Below are 18,167 nucleotides of genomic sequence, written 5' to 3'. Positions count from 1 at the left end.
ATAGAAAATTTATAATGTTGTAAACTTACTGTAAAGGAGATAGCATTTTGGAAGGTATTTTGTATGCACTTGTTCCCATGTTTGCTTGGGGAAGTATTGGTTTTGTCAGTAATAAAATTGGTGGTAAACCCTCACAACAAACGTTTGGAATGACTTTAGGGGCTTTACTATTTGCACTGGTTGTTTGGTTGATAGTTAGACCTGAAATGACCTTGCAGCTTTGGATTTTTGGTATTCTAGGTGGTTTTATCTGGTCGATTGGTCAAACAGGTCAATTTCACGCCATGCAATACATGGGGGTCTCCGTTGCTAATCCCTTGTCAAGTGGCTCTCAACTTGTCTTGGGAAGTTTAATCGGAGTTCTTGTTTTTCACGAGTGGACGAGGCCTATGCAATTTATAATAGGAAGTTTAGCCCTCTTGCTTTTAATTATTGGTTTCTACTTTTCAAGTAAACAAGATGATGCTAATGCACAAGTAAATCATCTCCACAATTTCTCAAAAGGATTTAGAGCGCTCACTTATTCAACTATTGGTTATGTGATGTATGCGGTATTATTTAATAACATCATGAAATTTGATGTGCTCTCTGTTATCTTACCGATGGCAGTTGGTATGGTGCTTGGTGCCGCAACCTTTATGTCATTTAAAGTATCGTTTGATCACTATGTGATTAAAAATAGCGTTGTTGGATTACTTTGGGGAATTGGGAATATTTTCATGTTGTTAGCTGCTTCAAAAGCAGGATTAGCAATTGCCTTTAGTTTCTCACAGTTAGGTGCTATCATTTCTATTGTTGGAGGCATTTTATTCCTAGGTGAAAGCAAAACTAAAAAAGAAATGCGTTGGGTTGTGACAGGTATTATCTGTTTCATCGTAGGTGCCATTTTATTAGGTATTGTCAAGTCTTGATCATATTGTTATAGTAAAAGAGGATTCAGCAAGCTGGATCCTCTTTCTATTATGAAAAGTTAGTCTCCCAAAGTTAATTTTTGGGATGTAGTACAATTTTCTTTTGTTATTTTACATTTTGGAATCAACTCGAATGGTTCCTTTTGTCACCTGAAAAATACGGATATTTTTTGGTAATTGTGATAGATGATCCAAGCTTGTTGTTGTGATAAAAGTTTGGACATTTTCTTTCATCACTGTTTTAAGTAGCTTTGTTTGCCGTGTATTGTCTAACTCACTCATGACATCATCCAATAAAAGGATAGGATTATCTCCTGTCAAGTCTTTCATTAAACTGACTTCAGCCATTTTTAAAGAGAGTATAAGGCTACGGTGTTGTCCTTGGCTTGCAAAATTAGCATTCATATCATTAATGTAAAAAGCCAGATCATCTCGATGTGGGCCCACACTGGTAGTTTTACGGAAGGAATCTTTCTGATGATTTTTTTTAAGTAGCTGTAAGAATTGCTTGTAAATTTCCCCTTTGTTTTCAAAAGGAACTGAGGAGTCATAAGCAAGTGAAAGGTTTTCTAAATCATTTGAGATGGCTTGATGGTGCCTATTAGCCTCTTTTTCTAGGGCATTGATAAAATCACTGCGATGTTCCATTACTCGGCTGCCATAATCAGCTAATTGTTCATCTAAAACAGCTAGAAAATCTGCGTCAATATGTTGGGCACTCTTTAAATAAGTGTTACGTTGCTTCAGTACATGATTGTAATGTGTCAAATCTGATAAATAAATAGGCTTGATTTGTCCCAAATCAACGTCAATGAATTTGCGGCGCAGACTAGGAGCTCCTTTGACCAGTTGTAAATCTTCTGGTGCAAAGAGCACAACCATCATGATTCCAATGTAGTCAGACAATTTCGCTTGCTTTAAGGAATTGATTTTTGTCACACGTCCTTTGTCTGAAAGGTTAATTTCCAAATCAACAGTACCACTAATGCGGCTAATCTTACCAGAAAGGGAGACACTTGACTGGTCAAAGTGGATTAATTCTTTATCAATCCTCGTTCGATGGCTTCTTGTGAGCGATAAAAAATAGATGGCTTCCAGAAAATTGGTTTTTCCTTGAGCATTATTACCAATAAAGACATTTAAACCAGAAGAAAATTCGGCAGAAAGCTGGTTGTAATTACGATAATGTTTTAGTTGTAATTCTTTGATCCACATATTAAATCCCCGGAAAGCGGACAGGTACGGCGGTTTTCCCTTTTGTTTTAGTGTCAGATTTTCGTGACTTTCTTTTATCAGTTTGACGTTTTTGTGGCTTAGAAGCTGATTTTTTATTGGTTTGGTTCATTTGTTTGACTAAGGCAGCAACACGTCCCTTTTCAGCCATTTCTTCAGCAAATTCTTCTTTTTCTTCTTGACTTGGTTCAATAATAGTAATAGTTATATCTTGATCAGGCAGAGAAATCGTATCACCAATTCTAATTTTTTTACCGCGGCGTTTTTCATTTTCTCCATTAAATAGAACAGTTGTTTCAGCAAGGAATTTCTTAACAGCCCCCCCACTTTGGATAATTCCTAATTCTTTTAGTAAAGCTTGAAGGGTAATAAATTCTGTAAATAATTTGTATGTCATACTTATCTCCATTTTATAATTCAAGTCATTATAGCATAAAAAGAGAATAAATAATAATAGGCCAAATTTCAAGTGTAAGTTAGCCAGTCTGTAAAAACTCTTTAGGAGATTTGTAATCAAGTAGTTTCTTTGGGTAGTTATTAATCCCATTTTCAATAAATGCGACTTGTTGTTGAGTCGCATTTTTACTTCCCTTTGGTAACCAACGCCGAATGAGTCTGTTGTGATTCTCGTTAGTTCCACGCTCCCAAGAAGAATACGGGTGGGTATAGTAGATATAATCAGGATCAAAAACTTCTGCTAAACAACTGAATTCAGTACCATTATCAGCTGTGATAGAGTTAATCTGATAGACTTTCAGAATAGACTTCAAGGCTTGATTCACTGAAGAAGCCGACTTATCTGGAATGAGTCGGATGATTTGGTAGCGGCTTTTTCTGTCTGTCAGCGTCAGTAGACACTCGTTTTTTGCCCGAGTTTGAATAACCGTATCAATTTCAAAATCACCGCTATGCTCACGATTGTTAATGCTTTCAGGTCGTTCCTCAATAGACTTTCCAGCAGGCTTAAAATTGGGGCTAGCTTGCTTTTTTTGAAGCTACATTCTTTCGAGGATAAAGCCTGTCAGCCTTGGTCAAGCCTAGTTGTCCATGATGAATCCAGTAATATATCGTTGAAATAGGAACGTTGACACCTTTTGCCTTCACCATCATCTCAGGAGAGTATTTTTGTTTGATGTAGTGAGTCATCTTTTCCTTAAGTTCTTTGGTTAGAGTCATCTGCTTAACAGAACGTTTACGATTGTTTTGATAGGCTTTTTGAGCGAAGTCAGCAGAGTAAACTTGTTCATATTTCCCCTGACGTACTTATTGTCTAACTTGCCCACGTTTGACTTCGTTGTGAATGGTTTGAGGAGCTTTAGCTAATCTTCTCGCTATTTCACGATTTGACTGTCCTTCTAGAAGCCAATGGTCAATCATTCGACGTTCAGCTAGTGTCAACTGTTTACTTTTTGGTGTATAATAGTCTTGCCTCTCAGAGCCTTTCTAATTGTTGTTGTGGTGATGACAATTATACCTCTCTGAGATGTTTTTTGATACCCTTAGGTGGCTAACTTCATTTTAGAACTTTCTAACTTTTTGTACAATTGTCAATGATGTGAGACCGAAAGTGAAAGAAAGTAAAACATGATATGATATTGTCTACTAGGAACTAGCTCCTAGTAGACTTTTTCTGATTTCAATAGGTGACTTCCAATTAAGCGTCTGCATAGGAAGCCTGTTGGAGAGATAGAGCTAGCGTTTCATCTGTTTGATGAGGTCGTCGTAGGAGTAAAATTTCAAGTGGCGGTAGAAGCGTCTGTTGTCATTTCGATGGCTGCGTTCGACTTTCCCATTATGTCTAGGCGTACGAGGACGAATACATTTGTGTTCGATGCCCAGTTGTTGGCAGAGAATATCCAGAGGGTGTACTTGCTTGGTTTCTTTAAAATGTGTGAACTCAACGCCATTGTCAGTTTGTATGATTTGAGGCTTATAACCGAAGTGTTTGATAGCCATTTTGACAAAGAGAACAGTAGAATGAGAACTCTGTTCTTTGAAAGGGAAGATCAATCGTTCTCTGGAAGCTTCATCCATCATATTTTTCAGGTTTTCTTTGAAGAATCCTAGCTTTCTCAAGACACGAAAGAGCGCGCAAGGCTGTCGGTCACAACCTTTTTTGGTTTTCAGCTTGTAGAAGATTTCAATGAGAGTGGCAGTTGGATTTCTGCGGATACAGTTTTGAATTCAGGTCAACTCTTGCATGGTATGTGCCTTTGGATGAGGTTTGAGCGGTCTATGGGATTTGTCTCTGAGAGACTCTTTCGTTCCATCGAAATGCTTATTCCAACGCATGAGAGAGGCTTTTGAAACGTTGTATCTTCTGCAGAGGAAGTTGACAGAGGCACCGTTACGATAGGTTAGAACGGCATGATAGCGTGTATCAATTGTATGTGGCAAATAACGAAGATTTTGTGATACACTAGTCACGAGAAGATTCCTTCATGATGGTTGTGTGGTTACTATTATCATATCAAGGTTTCTTCTTTTTTGGTACCTAAGGTCTCACATCTATTGTAACGCTACACCTGCTCATCAACACTATCAAAATAACCGTTGACAGGCTTAGATGATTTTTGTTAAAATAAGGGAGCTAAGGTCTCATAGCTCAGCTGGATAGAGCATTCGCCTTCTAAGCGAACGGTCGCAGGTTCGAATCCTGCTGGGATCAGATAATAAAAAAGCACTGATTTGTCAGTGCTTTTTTGGTCTTTGAATCATTCCTCTTTTGTTTCACACGAAACCCACTTTATTTATGATAGGGACTTCCTTGTGCAATCATAAAAGCGCGATAAATCTGCTCAGTAAGAACCAGCCGCATTAGCTGATGAGGTAGGGTTAATAAACCAAAGCTCATTAATACGTTGGCCCTTTTTTTAATTTTAAGATCAAGTCCAAGACTTCCTCCAATAATAAACGTAATATTTGAATATCCCTTAGTAGTTGTTTCTGATAGTAATTGACTGAACTTTTCTGAAGGAAATTGTTTTCCTTCAATGGCTAAGACAATGACGAAATCACGTTGCCCAATTTTCTTTTCAATGCGCTGAGCTTCTTTCGCCATAATCAATTGATTTTCAGCTTCACTGGCCTTATCCGGTGTTTTTTCATCAGCTAACTCAATCATTTCAAATTGACAAAAACGTGAGAGTCTTTTCTGATATTCTAAAATGCCATCTTTCAAGTACTTTTCTTTTAATTTTCCAACACAAATTAGTTTTACTTTCATACCTGTCATTGTACCATAGAAGCTAAACTTTTTACACAGTTTATCCACATGTTTATTTCTTTTCATCTTATAAAAAAGCCTTTATTACTAGCTTTTATTTCCCATCAGAAAAAGTTTTCCACAAGTTGTGGATTACTTTTCTTTTTCCTTTTTTTAAGGTATAATTAAGCAAAGTTTTATAAGCTATGGGAAAATTATTCGGAGGTAAGAACATGCCCACTATGAAACATATCTTAAAATTCTTAGGTATTACACTCATCGGATTTTTAGGAGGAATCTTGGCTATTGTTACAGTTAATAATACTAGTCAACAATCTTCTTCTACGTCACACTCAGGTAGTGCAACAACCAGTAAAATGGTTTTCAATAATACCACTGATACTACAAAAGCTGTTAACGTTATTCAAAATGCAGTGGTATCCGTTATTAATTATCAAGATGATCCTTCTTCATCTTTGTCTAATCCTTACATAAAACTTTTTGGAGAGGATCAGGCAAAAGAAAATAAGGATGCTGAACTAACAATTTTTAGCGAAGGTTCTGGTGTCATTTATCGAAAAGACGGTAATTCTGCCTATGTTGTTACTAATAATCACGTTATTGATGGTGCTAAGCGCATTGAAATCCTTATGGCTGATGGATCTAAAGTGGTTGGGGAATTAGTCGGCGCTGATACCTATTCTGACTTAGCAGTTGTCAAAATTTCTTCTGATAAGATTAAAACAATCGCGGAATTTGCTGATTCAAGCAAACTTAATGTTGGAGAAGTAGCTATTGCTATAGGTAGTCCTTTAGGAACTCAATATGCCAATTCTGTCACCGAAGGGATTGTTTCAAGTCTCAGTCGTACTGTTACCTTAAAAAATGAAAATGGTGAAACTATTTCAACCAATGCTATTCAAACAGACGCTGCCATTAATCCAGGAAACTCTGGTGGTCCACTCATTAATATCGAAGGACAAGTCATCGGAATTAATTCAAGTAAAATTTCCTCTACACCAACTGGTAATAATGGTAATAGCGGAGCTGTCGAAGGAATCGGCTTTGCTATTCCATCTAGTGATGTTATCAAAATTATCAAGCAATTAGAAACCAATGGAGAAGTCATCAGACCTGCCCTTGGTATCTCTATGGTTAACTTAAATGATTTATCAACCAATGCCCTTCGTCAAATCAATATTCCAACCAGTGTGACAAGTGGGATTGTAGTCGCTTCTGTTCAAGCTGGCATGCCAGCTACAGGTAAACTTACTCAGTACGATGTGATTACCGAAATCGATGGTAAAGCCGTCAACTCAATTAGTGATCTTCAAAGTAATTTATATGGACATAACATTAATGATACTATCAAAGTAACCTTTTACAGAGGGACAGCAAAGAAAAAAGCAGACATCAAATTAACGAAGACTACACAAGATTTAAGTAAAGCGCAATAAGCTTTCTGCTATCTGATAAAAGATTAAGTAAAGCAGCCCAGAAGGCTGCTTTACATTGGTATTGTTAGCATTAATCTTAGCCGTTGAGAGAGGTTTATGACAGAATTATTGATACAAATTCCCATTGAAGATATTGTGGCAAATCCCTATCAGCCAAGACTTCAATTTAATCAAAAAGAGCTTGAAGACTTAGCAAGGTCAATCAAAGCAAATGGACTTATTCAACCTATTATCGTTCGAAAATCTGATATTTTTGGTTATGAACTAGTCGCTGGAGAACGACGATTTAAAGCTTCAAAAATAGCAGGACTAACCAAAGTACCAGCTATTGTCAAAACAATATCAGCACTTGAAAGCATGCAACAAGCCATTGTTGAAAATTTACAACGAGCTGACCTAAATGCCATCGAAGAAGCCAAAGCCTACCAGTTACTTATTGACAAAAATAAGATGACTCATGAAGAGGTTGCCAAATATATGGGGAAATCCAGACCCTATATTAGCAATACCTTGCGCTTGTTACAACTACCAGATTCTATCCAGAGAGCCGTAGAAAATGGGGACATTAGTGCTGGTCACGCGCGAGCCTTATTGGCTTTTTCTAATGAAAAAGAACAATTACTATATGCCACTAAAATCAAAAATGAAGGCATGAGTGTTCGACAAATTGAACAATTGGTTACTCCGAAACCAAAAAAATCAAAAAATGACAAGGATATTTTTGTCACTTCTTTAGAAAAACAACTCGCCAAATCTCTTGGCTTAAAAGCAACTATTAAGTTGATATCACATCAGACTGGCCACTTGCAATTACCTTTTGCTAATGAAGATGAACTAAACAGAATTATCAACAAGTTACTTTAGCTTGTTGATAGTCTGTTTTTTTAGCTTTACTTTTCCACAAAAAAAATTAGCCAAGACCCCTTTATTCTCAGCTATCTTTTTGTTTTCCACAGCTTGTGGAAAAGTATCATTCACACTGTGAACTCTCTTTCCACAAGCTGTGGGTAAGTGCAACTCTTCTTCTAGGATTTGTGGAAAACTAGAATGATTTATGATAGAATAGTCCTAGAATTATCCACAAGAAGGAACCACGTATGACTGAAAATGAACAAATTTTTTGGAATAGGATCTTGGAGTTAGCTCAAAGCCAGTTAAAACAGGCAACGTATGAATTTTTTGTTCATGATGCACGCTTATTAAAAGTTGACAATCATGTCGCAACCATTTACTTAGATCAAATGAAGGAACTTTTTTGGGAAAAAAACCTCAAAGATGTGATTCTAACAGCTGGTTTTGAAGTTTATAATGCCCAAATTGCCGTTGACTATGTTTTTGAAGAAGATCTGATTATTGAACAGAACCAAGTCTCAGCAAATCAAAACTACCAGCAGCAAGTGGTAACTCCTCTACCTGCTGTCACTTCAGATTTAAACCCTAAATATAGTTTTGAAAATTTTATTCAAGGTGATGAGAATCGTTGGGCTGTTGCAGCCTCAATAGCAGTAGCTAATACGCCTGGAACAACTTATAACCCTTTATTTATTTGGGGAGGGCCTGGTCTTGGAAAAACTCACCTATTGAATGCCATTGGCAATTCTGTACTTTTGGAAAATCCAAATGCTCGCATCAAGTACATCACAGCTGAAAACTTTATTAATGAATTTGTTATTCATATTCGCCTTGATACCATGGATGAATTGAAAGAAAAATTTCGTAATCTAGATTTACTCCTTATCGATGATATCCAATCTTTGGCTAAAAAAACGCTCTCTGGGACACAAGAAGAATTCTTTAATACCTTCAACGCTCTCCATAATAATAACAAACAAATTGTCCTAACCAGCGATCGGACACCAGATCATCTCAATGATTTAGAAGATCGATTAGTAACTCGCTTCAAATGGGGATTGACAGTTAACATTACCCCACCTGATTTTGAGACTCGTGTGGCCATCTTAACCAATAAGATTCAAGAATATAACTTTATTTTCCCTCAAGACACCATTGAATATTTAGCTGGACAATTTGATTCTAATGTCAGAGATTTAGAAGGTGCCTTAAAAGATATTAGTCTGGTTGCTAATTTCAAACAAATTGACACGATTACCGTTGACATTGCTGCTGAAGCTATTCGCGCCAGAAAGCAAGATGGTCCTAAAATGACGGTTATTCCCATTGAAGAAATTCAAACGCAAGTTGGAAAATTTTACGGTGTTACCGTCAAAGAAATTAAGGCTACGAAACGAACACAGGATATTGTTTTAGCAAGGCAAGTTGCCATGTTCTTAGCGCGTGAAATGACTGATAACAGCCTACCTAAAATTGGGAAAGAATTTGGAGGCAGAGACCATTCAACAGTCCTTCATGCCTACAATAAAATCAAAAATATGATTAGTCAGGATGAAAGTCTTCGCATTGAAATTGAGACCATCAAAAATAAAATAAAATAACTTGTGGAAAAGTCCCTAGGTTGACCACAACTTATCCACAAGTTGTGAACAATCTCTTTTGTCCATGATAAATGGGATTCGTGAACTTATCCACGATATACACAAGACCTACTACTACTACTAAATATTATACTTATAGATAAAGGAGTCCTCATGATTCAATTTTCCATAAATCGTACCTTATTCATTCAAGCTTTAAATGCGACTAAACGTGCTATTAGCAGTAAAAATGCTATTCCTATCCTTTCTACCATAAAAATCGATGTTAGCCCGTCAGATATTACCTTAATAGGCTCTAATGGTCAAATCTCAATTGAAAATACCATTCCTGTTAGCAATGATAATGCTGGCTTGTTAATTACGTCTCCTGGCTCTATTCTTTTAGAAGCTAATTTCTTTATTAATATCATTTCAAGCTTGCCAGATGTGAGTTTGGAGTTTAAAGAAATTGAGCAGCACCAAGTTGTTCTAACCAGTGGCAAATCAGAAATTACTCTAAAAGGAAAAGACGTAGAACAATATCCTCGTCTCCAAGAAGTCTCAACAGAAAATCCTTTGGTTCTCAAAACAAAAGTATTGAAATCGATTATTGCTGAGACAGCTTTTGCGGCTAGTTTGCAAGAAAGTCGTCCTATTTTAACAGGAGTACATATTGTTTTAAGCAATCATAAAGATTTCAAAGCTGTTGCAACGGACTCACACCGTATGAGTCAACGTGTTATTACCTTAGATAATACCTCAACAGACTTTGATGTGGTTATTCCAAGTAAATCATTGAGAGAGTTCTCTGCGGTATTCACAGATGATATTGAAACCGTTGAGGTTTTCTTCTCGTCAAGTCAGATTTTATTCAGAAGTGATCACATTTCTTTTTACACACGTCTCTTGGAAGGAAATTATCCTGACACAGATCGTTTATTAATGACAGACTTTGAAACAGAGGTTGTTTTCAATACACAATCGCTTCGCCATGCTATGGAACGTGCCTTTTTGATTTCAAATGCCACTCAAAATGGTACCGTTAAACTTGAAATTACTCAACATCATATTTCAGCTCATGTTAATTCTCCAGAAGTTGGTAAAGTAAACGAAGATTTGGATATTGTTAGCCAATCTGGTAGTGATTTGACTATTAGTTTCAATCCAACTTATCTTATTGAATCTCTAAAAGCTATCAAGAGTGAAACAGTTAAAATTCATTTCTTGTCACCAGTACGACCATTTACCTTGACACCAGGTGATGATGAAGAAAGTTTTATCCAGTTAATCACCCCAGTCCGTACTAACTAAGAGAAAAGCTTCCCATCTGGGAGCTTTTTTTGTTATCATAAGACATAGCAACTAAGATAAGTGAGGAAAGTTATGTACCAATTGGGATCACTAGTTGAAATGAAAAAACCGCATGCCTGTACAGTAAAAGCAACAGGAAAAAAAGCCAATGAGTGGAAAATTATCAGATTGGGAGCCGATATTAAGATTCAATGTATCAATTGTGATCATATTGTTATGATGAGCCGGTTCGATTTTGAACGAAAATTAAAAAAAGTGTTGTAACCTTAAAAAGCTTTAGGGATACATTGTTGAGAATGGCTCGCAACCATTGGTTGCCTCTATAAGTGCTGGACTCTGTTTGAAGTCAGATGTTATAATAAAGCTACTAAGAGAGAGGTAGACAAAGAAAATGTCAGTATTTGCCAGACAATTAAAGAAATACCGGTTAAACAAGAATTTGTCACAAGTTGCCTTAGCTGAACAACTTTTCATTTCTCGACAAGCTATCTCAAAATGGGAAAATGGAGATGCGACACCAGATTTAGATCATGTGGTGAGATTAGCAGAGATTTTAGAAGTATCACTAGATGAATTGGTCTTAGGTGAACCGATTGACGAATCGATAAAAAATAAAAATGATGAAGATAATTTAAATCTTTTAAAGGGGAAAGAGTTTGTTTTAAATCCTGAAACTGGCAAGTATGAGAAACGAGATGGCCTCACGATTTTGCTTGCTTTATTATCAGAACTTTGGTGGTATATTTTTTTCATTCCAATTATTTTGATATGGATTTCAGCTTTTTTCTAAAAAAATAAAGAGTCTACGGCTTCATGGTAGGCTTTTTTAGATACATTTATGCTATAATAGTTGTGATTGAAATTTTGAACGGAGACTTAGTAAATATGGCTTTAACAGCAGGTATTGTGGGCTTACCTAATGTTGGTAAATCAACTTTATTTAATGCAATTACAAAAGCAGGAGCAGAGGCTGCTAACTATCCTTTTGCAACTATCGATCCTAATGTGGGAATGGTTGAAGTACCAGATGAACGTCTGCAAAAATTAACAGAGCTTATTACGCCTAAAAAGACAATTCCAACTACATTTGAATTTACTGATATTGCGGGTATTGTTAAAGGAGCATCTAGAGGGGAAGGTTTAGGTAATAAATTCTTGGCCAATATCCGTGAAGTGGATGCTATTGTTCACGTGGTTCGTGCTTTTGATGATGAAAATGTTATGCGTGAACAAGGTCGTGAGGCTGCTTTCGTGGATCCAATGGCTGATATTGAGACCATCAATCTTGAATTGATTTTGGCTGACTTAGAGTCTATCAATAAACGTTATGCGCGTGTTGAAAAAATGGCTCGTACCCAAAAAGATAAAGATTCCGTGGCCGAATTTGCTGTTCTTGAAAAAATCAAACCTGTCTTAGAAGATGGTAAGTCTGCTCGAACGATTGCGTTTACAGAAGAAGAACAGCGTATTGTCAAGCAATTATTTCTATTAACAACAAAACCAGTCCTCTATGTGGCTAATGTTGATGAAGACAAAGTTGCTGATCCAGGCGATATTGATTATGTCAAACAAATTCGTGACTTTGCGGCTACTGAAAATGCAGAAGTAGTTGTGATTTCAGCGCGTGCGGAGGAAGAAATCTCAGAATTGGACGATGACGATAAGACAGAATTCTTAGAAGCCATCGGTTTAACAGAGTCTGGCGTTGATAAATTAACGCGTGCTGCCTACCATTTACTTGGTCTTGGAACCTATTTTACAGCCGGTGAAAAGGAAGTCCGTGCTTGGACATTTAAACGTGGAATCAAAGCGCCGCAGGCTGCTGGTATTATTCACTCTGACTTTGAGAGAGGATTTATCCGTGCAGTAACTATGTCTTATGACGATTTAATGGCTTATGGATCAGAAAAAGCAGTTAAAGAAGCAGGACGCTTGCGTGAAGAAGGAAAAGAGTATATCGTCCAAGATGGTGACATCATGGAATTCAGATTTAATGTGTAGTCACACTAAAATAATATCAGAAGGTTGGAAGAAGATTCCAGCCCTTTTGGCATTCTAGAAAGAGAAAATATGGTAAAAATGATTGTTGGTCTGGGAAACCCAGGCTCTAAATATGAAAAAACAAAACATAATATAGGCTTTATGGCTGTTGACAAGATTGTCAATAATCTTGACGTTACCTTTACAGAGGATAAAAATTTTAAAGCGCAAATAGGAAGTACCTTTATTAATCACGAAAAAGTTTATTTTGTAAAACCAACAACTTTTATGAATAATAGTGGCATAGCAGTAAAAGCATTATTAACCTACTATAATATCTCAGTGGAAGACTTAATTGTTATTTACGATGATTTGGATATGGAAGTTGGTAAATTACGCTTACGTAGTAAAGGTTCAGCAGGAGGACATAATGGTATTAAGTCGATTATTGCTCATATTGGTACGCAGGAGTTTAACCGAATTAAAGTAGGTATTGGACGACCATTAAAAGGTATGACTGTTATTAACCATGTGATGGGGCAATTCAATACTGAAGATAATATTGTTATCTCTTTAACCCTTGACAGGGTTGTCAATGCTGTCAATTTTTATTTACAAGAGAATGATTTTGAAAAAACAATGCAAAAATTTAACGGGTAATCATGAATATTTTAGAATTAGTTAGTCAGAACAAGAAAATCCAAGCTTGGCATTCCGAGTTGACTACCTTAGGAAGGCAGTTAGTAATGGGACTGTCAGGTTCAAGTAAAGCAATAGCTATGGCGTCAGCTTACTTGGATTATCAAGAAAAACTAGTTATTGTCACTTCAACACAAAATGAGGTTGAAAAATTATCTAGTGACTTATCCGAGCTACTTGGTGAAGAACTTGTTTTTCAATTCTTTTCGGATGACGTAGCAGCTGCGGAATTTATTTTTGCTTCAATGGATAAGACATTGTCAAGGATAGAAGCTCTGCAATTTTTATTAGATCCTAAGACTAGAGGAATTTTACTGGTTAGTCTGTCAGGGTTAAGAACCTTATTACCTAATCCCAAGGTTTTTGAAAGAAGCCAAGTAAGCCTTAAGGTGGGACAAGAATATGATAGTGATACTCTGACCAAACAGCTTATTACTATTGGTTATCAAAAAGTGTCACAAGTTATTAGCCCTGGAGAATTTAGTCGCCGAGGTGATATTCTTGATATTTATGAGATAACGCAAGAACTTCCTTATCGATTGGAATTTTTTGGTGATGATATTGATGGTATCAGAAAATTTAATCCAGAAACTCAAACGTCATTTGAACAAGTAGAAGAGTTATTGGTTTACCCAGCTAGTGATCTTATTTTTGAAGTTAGTGATTTTCAGAGAGGAATTGAACACCTTGAGGAGGCTCTAAAGACGGCAAAAACTGAGAAAAAAGCCTATTTAGAAGATTTATTAGCTGTTTCAAAAGATGGGTTTAAGCACTCAGACATTCGCAAATTTCAATCTCTGTTTTACGAAAAAGAATGGACCTTATTAGATTATATCCCAAAAGGAACTCCTCTCTTTTTCGATGATTTTCAAAAATTAGTGGATAAAAACGCAAGATTTGATTTAGAAGTTGCTAACCTCTTGACAGAAGATTTACAGCAGGGTAAAGCTCTCTCTAATCTTCACTATTTTGCGGATAACTATCGCGATTTTCGTCATTATAAGCCAGCTACTTTCTTTTCAAACTTTCACAAGGGTCTCGGTAATATTAAATTTGATCAGTTGTATCAACTGACCCAATATGCCATGCAGGAATTTTTCAATCAATTTCCGTTGCTAATTGATGAGATTAAACGGTATCAAAAAAATCAAGCTACAGTTATTGTTCAAGTTGAGTCTCAGCAGGCTTATGAACGCCTTCAAAAATCCTTTCAAGACTATGGCTTCCACCTTCCTTTAGTGAGTGCTGATCAGATTGTTTCACGTGAATCACAGATGATGATTGGGACTATTTCTAGTGGCTTTTATTTTGCAGATGAGAAATTAGCTCTAATAACAGAGCATGAAATCTATCATAAAAAAATCAAACGCCGTCTTAGACGTACTAATATCAGTAATGCGGAGCGTTTAAAGGATTATAATGAATTGGCTGCAGGCGATTATGTGGTTCATAATGTCCATGGTATTGGCCGATTTCTTGGAATCGAAACGATTCAGATTCAGGGAATTCATAGAGATTATGTGACCATTCAGTATCAAAACTCTGATCGCATTTCTTTACCAGTTGATCAAATTAGCAGCTTATCAAAATATGTTTCTGCTGATGGAAAAGAACCTAAAATTAATAAACTCAATGATGGTCGTTTTCAAAAGACAAAGAAAAAGGTCGCTAAGCAAGTAGAAGATATTGCTGATGACCTTCTAAAATTATATGCTGAAAGAAGTCAGCAAAAAGGATTTTCATTTTCACCAGACGATGAGTTGCAACGAGCTTTTGATGATGATTTTGCTTTTGTGGAAACGGAGGATCAAATTAGGTCCATTAAAGAAATTAAAGCTGATATGGAAAGCACACAGCCAATGGATCGTTTGCTGGTAGGCGATGTTGGATTTGGTAAAACAGAAGTAGCTATGAGAGCAGCCTTTAAAGCGGTGAATGACCACAAACAAGTAGCTGTCTTAGTTCCAACCACAGTCTTGGCCCAGCAGCACTATGAAAATTTCAAGGCTCGCTTTGAAAATTACCCTGTCGAAATAGATGTCCTAAGTCGTTTCCGTAGTAAAAAAGAGCAGGCTGAAACGCTAGAACGTGTTCGAAAAGGTCAAATTGATATTATTATTGGAACCCATAGACTCTTATCAAAAGATGTGGTTTTCTCAGATTTAGGATTGATTGTGATTGACGAGGAACAACGATTTGGCGTTAAACATAAAGAAACGCTAAAAGAATTGAAAACCAAGGTTGATGTCTTGACATTGACAGCGACTCCGATTCCTCGAACCTTACACATGTCAATGCTTGGAATTAGAGATTTATCTGTCATTGAAACACCACCAACCAATCGTTACCCTGTTCAAACCTATGTTTTGGAAAATAATCCAGGTCTCGTTAGAGAAGCTATTATTCGTGAAATGGATCGTGGTGGACAAGTTTTCTACGTTTACAATAAAGTTGATACGATTGACAAGAAGGTTGCAGATCTAAAAGAATTAGTTCCGGAAGCTTCTATCGGTTTTGTTCATGGGCAAATGAGTGAAATTCAACTAGAAAATACTCTAATAGACTTTATTAATGGGGATTATGATGTGCTTGTTGCAACGACAATTATTGAAACAGGGGTTGATATTTCTAATGTAAATACTTTGTTTATTGAAAATGCTGATCACATGGGACTGTCAACCTTGTATCAACTTAGAGGTCGTGTAGGAAGAAGTAATCGTATTGCCTATGCCTACCTTATGTACCGTCCAGATAAGGTTCTAACAGAGGTGTCAGAAAAACGTTTAGAAGCAATCAAAGGCTTTACCGAGCTAGGTTCAGGATTTAAGATTGCTATGCGAGATCTATCTATCCGAGGAGCAGGTAATATTTTAGGGGCATCTCAGAGTGGTTTTATTGATTCTGTCGGATTTGAGATGTATTCTCAATTATTGGAACAGGCTATTGCAACTAAGCAAGGAAAAACGACTATTCGTCAAAAAGGTAATGCTGAAATCAATCTTCAGATTGATGCCTATTTGCCAGCTGATTACATTGCAGATGAGCACCAAAAAATTGATATTTACAAACGTATTCGAGAAATGGAATCTAAGGAAGATTACCTCAACCTCCAAGATGAAATAATGGACCGGTTTGGTGAGTATCCTGATCAAGTGGCTTATTTGCTGGAAATTGGTCTGTTAAAATATTACATGGACAATGCTTTTGCAGAATTACTTGAACGAAAAAATAATCAAGTAACTGTTAGGTTTGAAAATACTTCTTTACATTATTTCTTGACACAAGATTATTTTGAAGCCTTATCAAAAACACATTTAAAAGCAAAAATCAGTGAATATCATGGTAAAATTGATATTGTTTTTGATGTTCGTCATCAAAAAGATTACACGATTTTAGAAGAATTGATGTTATTTGGAGAAAGCCTTAGTGAGATTAAATTTAGAAAAGCAGCCTCATCTTCTTAAACAAGCGAGTCTTTTGATTACTGTCAGTGGTTTGGCATCAAAAATTTTGGCTGCTATTTACCGCATCCCTTATCAGAATTTAGTAGGAGACAGGGGATTTTATGCCTATCAGCAAGTTTACCCTTTTCTTGCTATTATTTCTGCGCTTAGCTTGACGGCTTTACCAAATCTTGTTGCTAGCCTATCACAAAAAAAAGATGAAGTTCAACTGACAGCTTTTATGAAGTTACAATTATTGGCTAGTTTGGGACTTTCTCTTGTTTTTTTCCTTGGACATCAGCAAATTGCCGAATGGATGGGAGCTCCCAAATTAGGAACAGCCATTTACTTAACTAGTCTTATATTATTAACAGTCCCTTTTATCTCTTTTTATCGAGGCTTAGCACAGGCAGATTTAAATATGGGACCAACTGCTATTAGCCAAATACTTGAACAAATTATCCGTGTTGCCATTATTATGCTAGCAGCTATCTGTTATGTCCGTTTTGATTGGTCAATTTATAGGACTGCTACGGTGGCTGCTAGTGGTAATTTAGTAGCTAGTGGAATTGTTTTAGCTTACTTGGCAAAACATAGTTCTTTTTCCTTAAGACAGTATGTAAAACAATTTTCTTTCTCATTAGGAGATTGCCGTCAGCTAGGCCAATCAAGTTTTGTTTTCATTCTTTTTTCCATTTATTTACTGCTGTTTCAGTTACTAGATTCTCTATTTGTTAAGAATAGTTTAGTCAATGCTGGTTATTCTAATCAATTAGCTGAAATCAGTAAAGGAATTTTTGACAGAGGGCAACCCCTTATTCAATTTGGATTAATTTTTTCAACGGCCTTGTTTACCAGTTATTTGCCTAAGTTGACCCAGTTATATCATTATAATCAAAAAGCTTATCAGACTCAAAATCAAGACTTTTTGGCATTTCTCTTTTATTTCAATGTGACTTTGACCGCTGGTTTTATGAGTATTTTGCATTTGATGAATCGTGTTTTATTTCAAGATAATAAGGGATGGCTGGCATTAGTGTGTTACCTCCTCACCATTATTTTATCCAGTACTATTCAGTTTTTTCATCAAAAATGTTTTATTGAAAATCGAGTAGGTCAATCACTCGCTATTTTATTGATAGGGTTAGCCTGTAAATTAGGATTGACACCTTTGTTAACATATCACTACGGCATTGTAGGGAGTTCTTTGTCAACTGTAATTCCTTTGTTTGTAGTATTTAGCTGTTATATTTTGTCAATGCCAATGAAGTGGACTTTTATTTGTAATGGCAAATTTTGGCTAACAGTACTTTTAATGGTGTCTTTAATCACTGTCTGTCAAGCTATGTTGCCTTTTCAAGGCAGACTAGGCGCTCTGATAAATTTGTTATTATCAACGGGAGTTGGCTTTGTTAGCTTTTGGGTGACGTGTCGAAAAAGCCATGTGTTTGATGAGAAACTATGGTCTTTTCTACCATTTAAGGAATAAAAATGAT

Annotated in this window: 14 protein-coding genes, 1 tRNA gene and 2 pseudogenes; 12 read left to right on the top strand and 5 right to left on the bottom strand. The window is 36.3% G+C overall.

The features are described from left to right. Positions 1 to 47 precede the first annotated feature (47 nt). A complete protein-coding gene (locus EL097_RS03110) occupies positions 48 to 911 on the top strand; it encodes a GRP family sugar transporter (protein WP_003045857.1) in 864 nt (287 codons plus the stop codon). A gap of 111 nt (positions 912 to 1,022) precedes the next feature. On the opposite strand, the gene recF is transcribed toward EL097_RS03110, so the two are convergent. From recF to EL097_RS03090, 4 genes and pseudogenes are all read right to left on the bottom strand, one after another. Next, complete coding sequence (gene recF, locus EL097_RS03105; protein WP_003045859.1) at positions 1,023 to 2,126, bottom strand: DNA replication/repair protein RecF; 1,104 nt, start codon at positions 2,124 to 2,126, stop codon at positions 1,023 to 1,025. 1 nt (position 2,127) lies between these two features. Beyond that, the gene (gene yaaA / locus EL097_RS03100; protein WP_003045861.1) at positions 2,128 to 2,541 is read right to left on the bottom strand and encodes a S4 domain-containing protein YaaA; all 414 of its coding nucleotides are present in this window, start codon (positions 2,539 to 2,541) and stop codon (positions 2,128 to 2,130) included. Between the two features lie 79 nt (positions 2,542 to 2,620). Beyond that, positions 2,621 to 3,521 (bottom strand): annotated as a pseudogene (locus tag EL097_RS03095) (IS30 family transposase). A 225-nt stretch (positions 3,522 to 3,746) separates the two neighbouring features. Then, positions 3,747 to 4,571 (bottom strand): annotated as a pseudogene (locus EL097_RS03090) (DDE-type integrase/transposase/recombinase). Positions 4,572 to 4,738: 167 nt separating this feature from the next. On the opposite strand from EL097_RS03090, the gene EL097_RS03085 reads away from it, so the two are divergent. Further along, a tRNA-Arg gene (locus EL097_RS03085) sits at positions 4,739 to 4,812 on the top strand. Between the two features lie 78 nt (positions 4,813 to 4,890). On the opposite strand, the gene rlmH is transcribed toward EL097_RS03085, so the two are convergent. Beyond that, positions 4,891 to 5,370, bottom strand: coding sequence for a 23S rRNA (pseudouridine(1915)-N(3))-methyltransferase RlmH (gene rlmH / locus EL097_RS03080; RefSeq protein ID WP_003045866.1), 480 nt, complete (start codon positions 5,368 to 5,370; stop codon positions 4,891 to 4,893). A gap of 212 nt (positions 5,371 to 5,582) precedes the next feature. Between rlmH and EL097_RS03075 the strand changes: the two genes are divergently transcribed. From EL097_RS03075 to EL097_RS03030, 10 genes are all read left to right on the top strand, one after another. Next, entirely contained in the window at positions 5,583 to 6,806 is a 1,224-nt protein-coding gene (locus tag EL097_RS03075) for a S1C family serine protease (RefSeq protein ID WP_099983153.1), read from the top strand. Between the two features lie 96 nt (positions 6,807 to 6,902). Beyond that, positions 6,903 to 7,670, top strand: coding sequence for a ParB/RepB/Spo0J family partition protein (locus tag EL097_RS03070; protein ID WP_003045869.1), 768 nt, complete (start codon positions 6,903 to 6,905; stop codon positions 7,668 to 7,670). A gap of 233 nt (positions 7,671 to 7,903) precedes the next feature. Then, entirely contained in the window at positions 7,904 to 9,259 is a 1,356-nt protein-coding gene (dnaA, locus tag EL097_RS03065; protein ID WP_099983154.1) for a chromosomal replication initiator protein DnaA, read from the top strand. 153 nt (positions 9,260 to 9,412) lie between these two features. Next, positions 9,413 to 10,549: a DNA polymerase III subunit beta gene (gene dnaN, locus EL097_RS03060; protein ID WP_003043739.1), complete on the top strand. Its 1,137-nt coding sequence runs from the start codon at positions 9,413 to 9,415 to the stop codon at positions 10,547 to 10,549. Positions 10,550 to 10,621: 72 nt separating this feature from the next. Further along, a complete protein-coding gene (locus EL097_RS03055; protein WP_003043741.1) occupies positions 10,622 to 10,813 on the top strand; it encodes a DUF951 domain-containing protein in 192 nt (63 codons plus the stop codon). Between the two features lie 127 nt (positions 10,814 to 10,940). After that, a complete protein-coding gene (locus EL097_RS03050; protein ID WP_003043743.1) occupies positions 10,941 to 11,339 on the top strand; it encodes a helix-turn-helix domain-containing protein in 399 nt (132 codons plus the stop codon). Between the two features lie 95 nt (positions 11,340 to 11,434). Continuing rightward, positions 11,435 to 12,550, top strand: a complete 1,116-nt coding sequence (gene ychF / locus EL097_RS03045) for a redox-regulated ATPase YchF (RefSeq protein ID WP_003043745.1) — start codon at positions 11,435 to 11,437, stop codon at positions 12,548 to 12,550. A 69-nt stretch (positions 12,551 to 12,619) separates the two neighbouring features. Beyond that, entirely contained in the window at positions 12,620 to 13,189 is a 570-nt protein-coding gene (gene pth / locus EL097_RS03040) for an aminoacyl-tRNA hydrolase (protein WP_003043747.1), read from the top strand. 2 nt (positions 13,190 to 13,191) lie between these two features. Then, positions 13,192 to 16,692, top strand: a complete 3,501-nt coding sequence (gene mfd / locus EL097_RS03035; protein WP_129544932.1) for a transcription-repair coupling factor — start codon at positions 13,192 to 13,194, stop codon at positions 16,690 to 16,692. Then, positions 16,655 to 18,160 carry an oligosaccharide flippase family protein gene (locus EL097_RS03030; RefSeq protein WP_003043750.1) on the top strand — a complete coding sequence of 502 codons (1,506 nt, stop codon included), beginning with the start codon at positions 16,655 to 16,657 and terminating at the stop codon, positions 18,158 to 18,160. The genes mfd and EL097_RS03030 overlap by 38 nt, the downstream gene beginning before the upstream one ends. Positions 18,161 to 18,167: the final 7 nt, after the last annotated feature.

The sequence above is a fragment of the Streptococcus canis genome, assembly GCF_900636575.1.
Taxonomy (GTDB): Bacteria; Bacillota; Bacilli; order Lactobacillales; family Streptococcaceae; genus Streptococcus; species Streptococcus canis.
This window is presented reverse-complemented; position numbering and strand designations above follow the sequence as displayed.

What these genes read in the sequence shown, in the direction of transcription:
- recF (WP_003045859.1), bottom strand. Translation starts at nt 2,126, where the DNA reads ATGTGGATCAAAGAATTACAACTAAAACATTATCGTAATTACAACCAG.
- yaaA (WP_003045861.1), bottom strand. Translation starts at nt 2,541, where the DNA reads ATGACATACAAATTATTTACAGAATTTATTACCCTTCAAGCTTTACTA.
- rlmH (WP_003045866.1), bottom strand. Translation starts at nt 5,370, where the DNA reads ATGAAAGTAAAACTAATTTGTGTTGGAAAATTAAAAGAAAAGTACTTG.
- EL097_RS03075 (WP_099983153.1), top strand. Translation starts at nt 5,583, where the DNA reads ATGCCCACTATGAAACATATCTTAAAATTCTTAGGTATTACACTCATC.
- EL097_RS03070 (WP_003045869.1), top strand. Translation starts at nt 6,903, where the DNA reads ATGACAGAATTATTGATACAAATTCCCATTGAAGATATTGTGGCAAAT.
- dnaA (WP_099983154.1), top strand. Translation starts at nt 7,904, where the DNA reads ATGACTGAAAATGAACAAATTTTTTGGAATAGGATCTTGGAGTTAGCT.
- dnaN (WP_003043739.1), top strand. Translation starts at nt 9,413, where the DNA reads ATGATTCAATTTTCCATAAATCGTACCTTATTCATTCAAGCTTTAAAT.
- EL097_RS03055 (WP_003043741.1), top strand. Translation starts at nt 10,622, where the DNA reads ATGTACCAATTGGGATCACTAGTTGAAATGAAAAAACCGCATGCCTGT.
- EL097_RS03050 (WP_003043743.1), top strand. Translation starts at nt 10,941, where the DNA reads ATGTCAGTATTTGCCAGACAATTAAAGAAATACCGGTTAAACAAGAAT.
- ychF (WP_003043745.1), top strand. Translation starts at nt 11,435, where the DNA reads ATGGCTTTAACAGCAGGTATTGTGGGCTTACCTAATGTTGGTAAATCA.
- pth (WP_003043747.1), top strand. Translation starts at nt 12,620, where the DNA reads ATGGTAAAAATGATTGTTGGTCTGGGAAACCCAGGCTCTAAATATGAA.
- mfd (WP_129544932.1), top strand. Translation starts at nt 13,192, where the DNA reads ATGAATATTTTAGAATTAGTTAGTCAGAACAAGAAAATCCAAGCTTGG.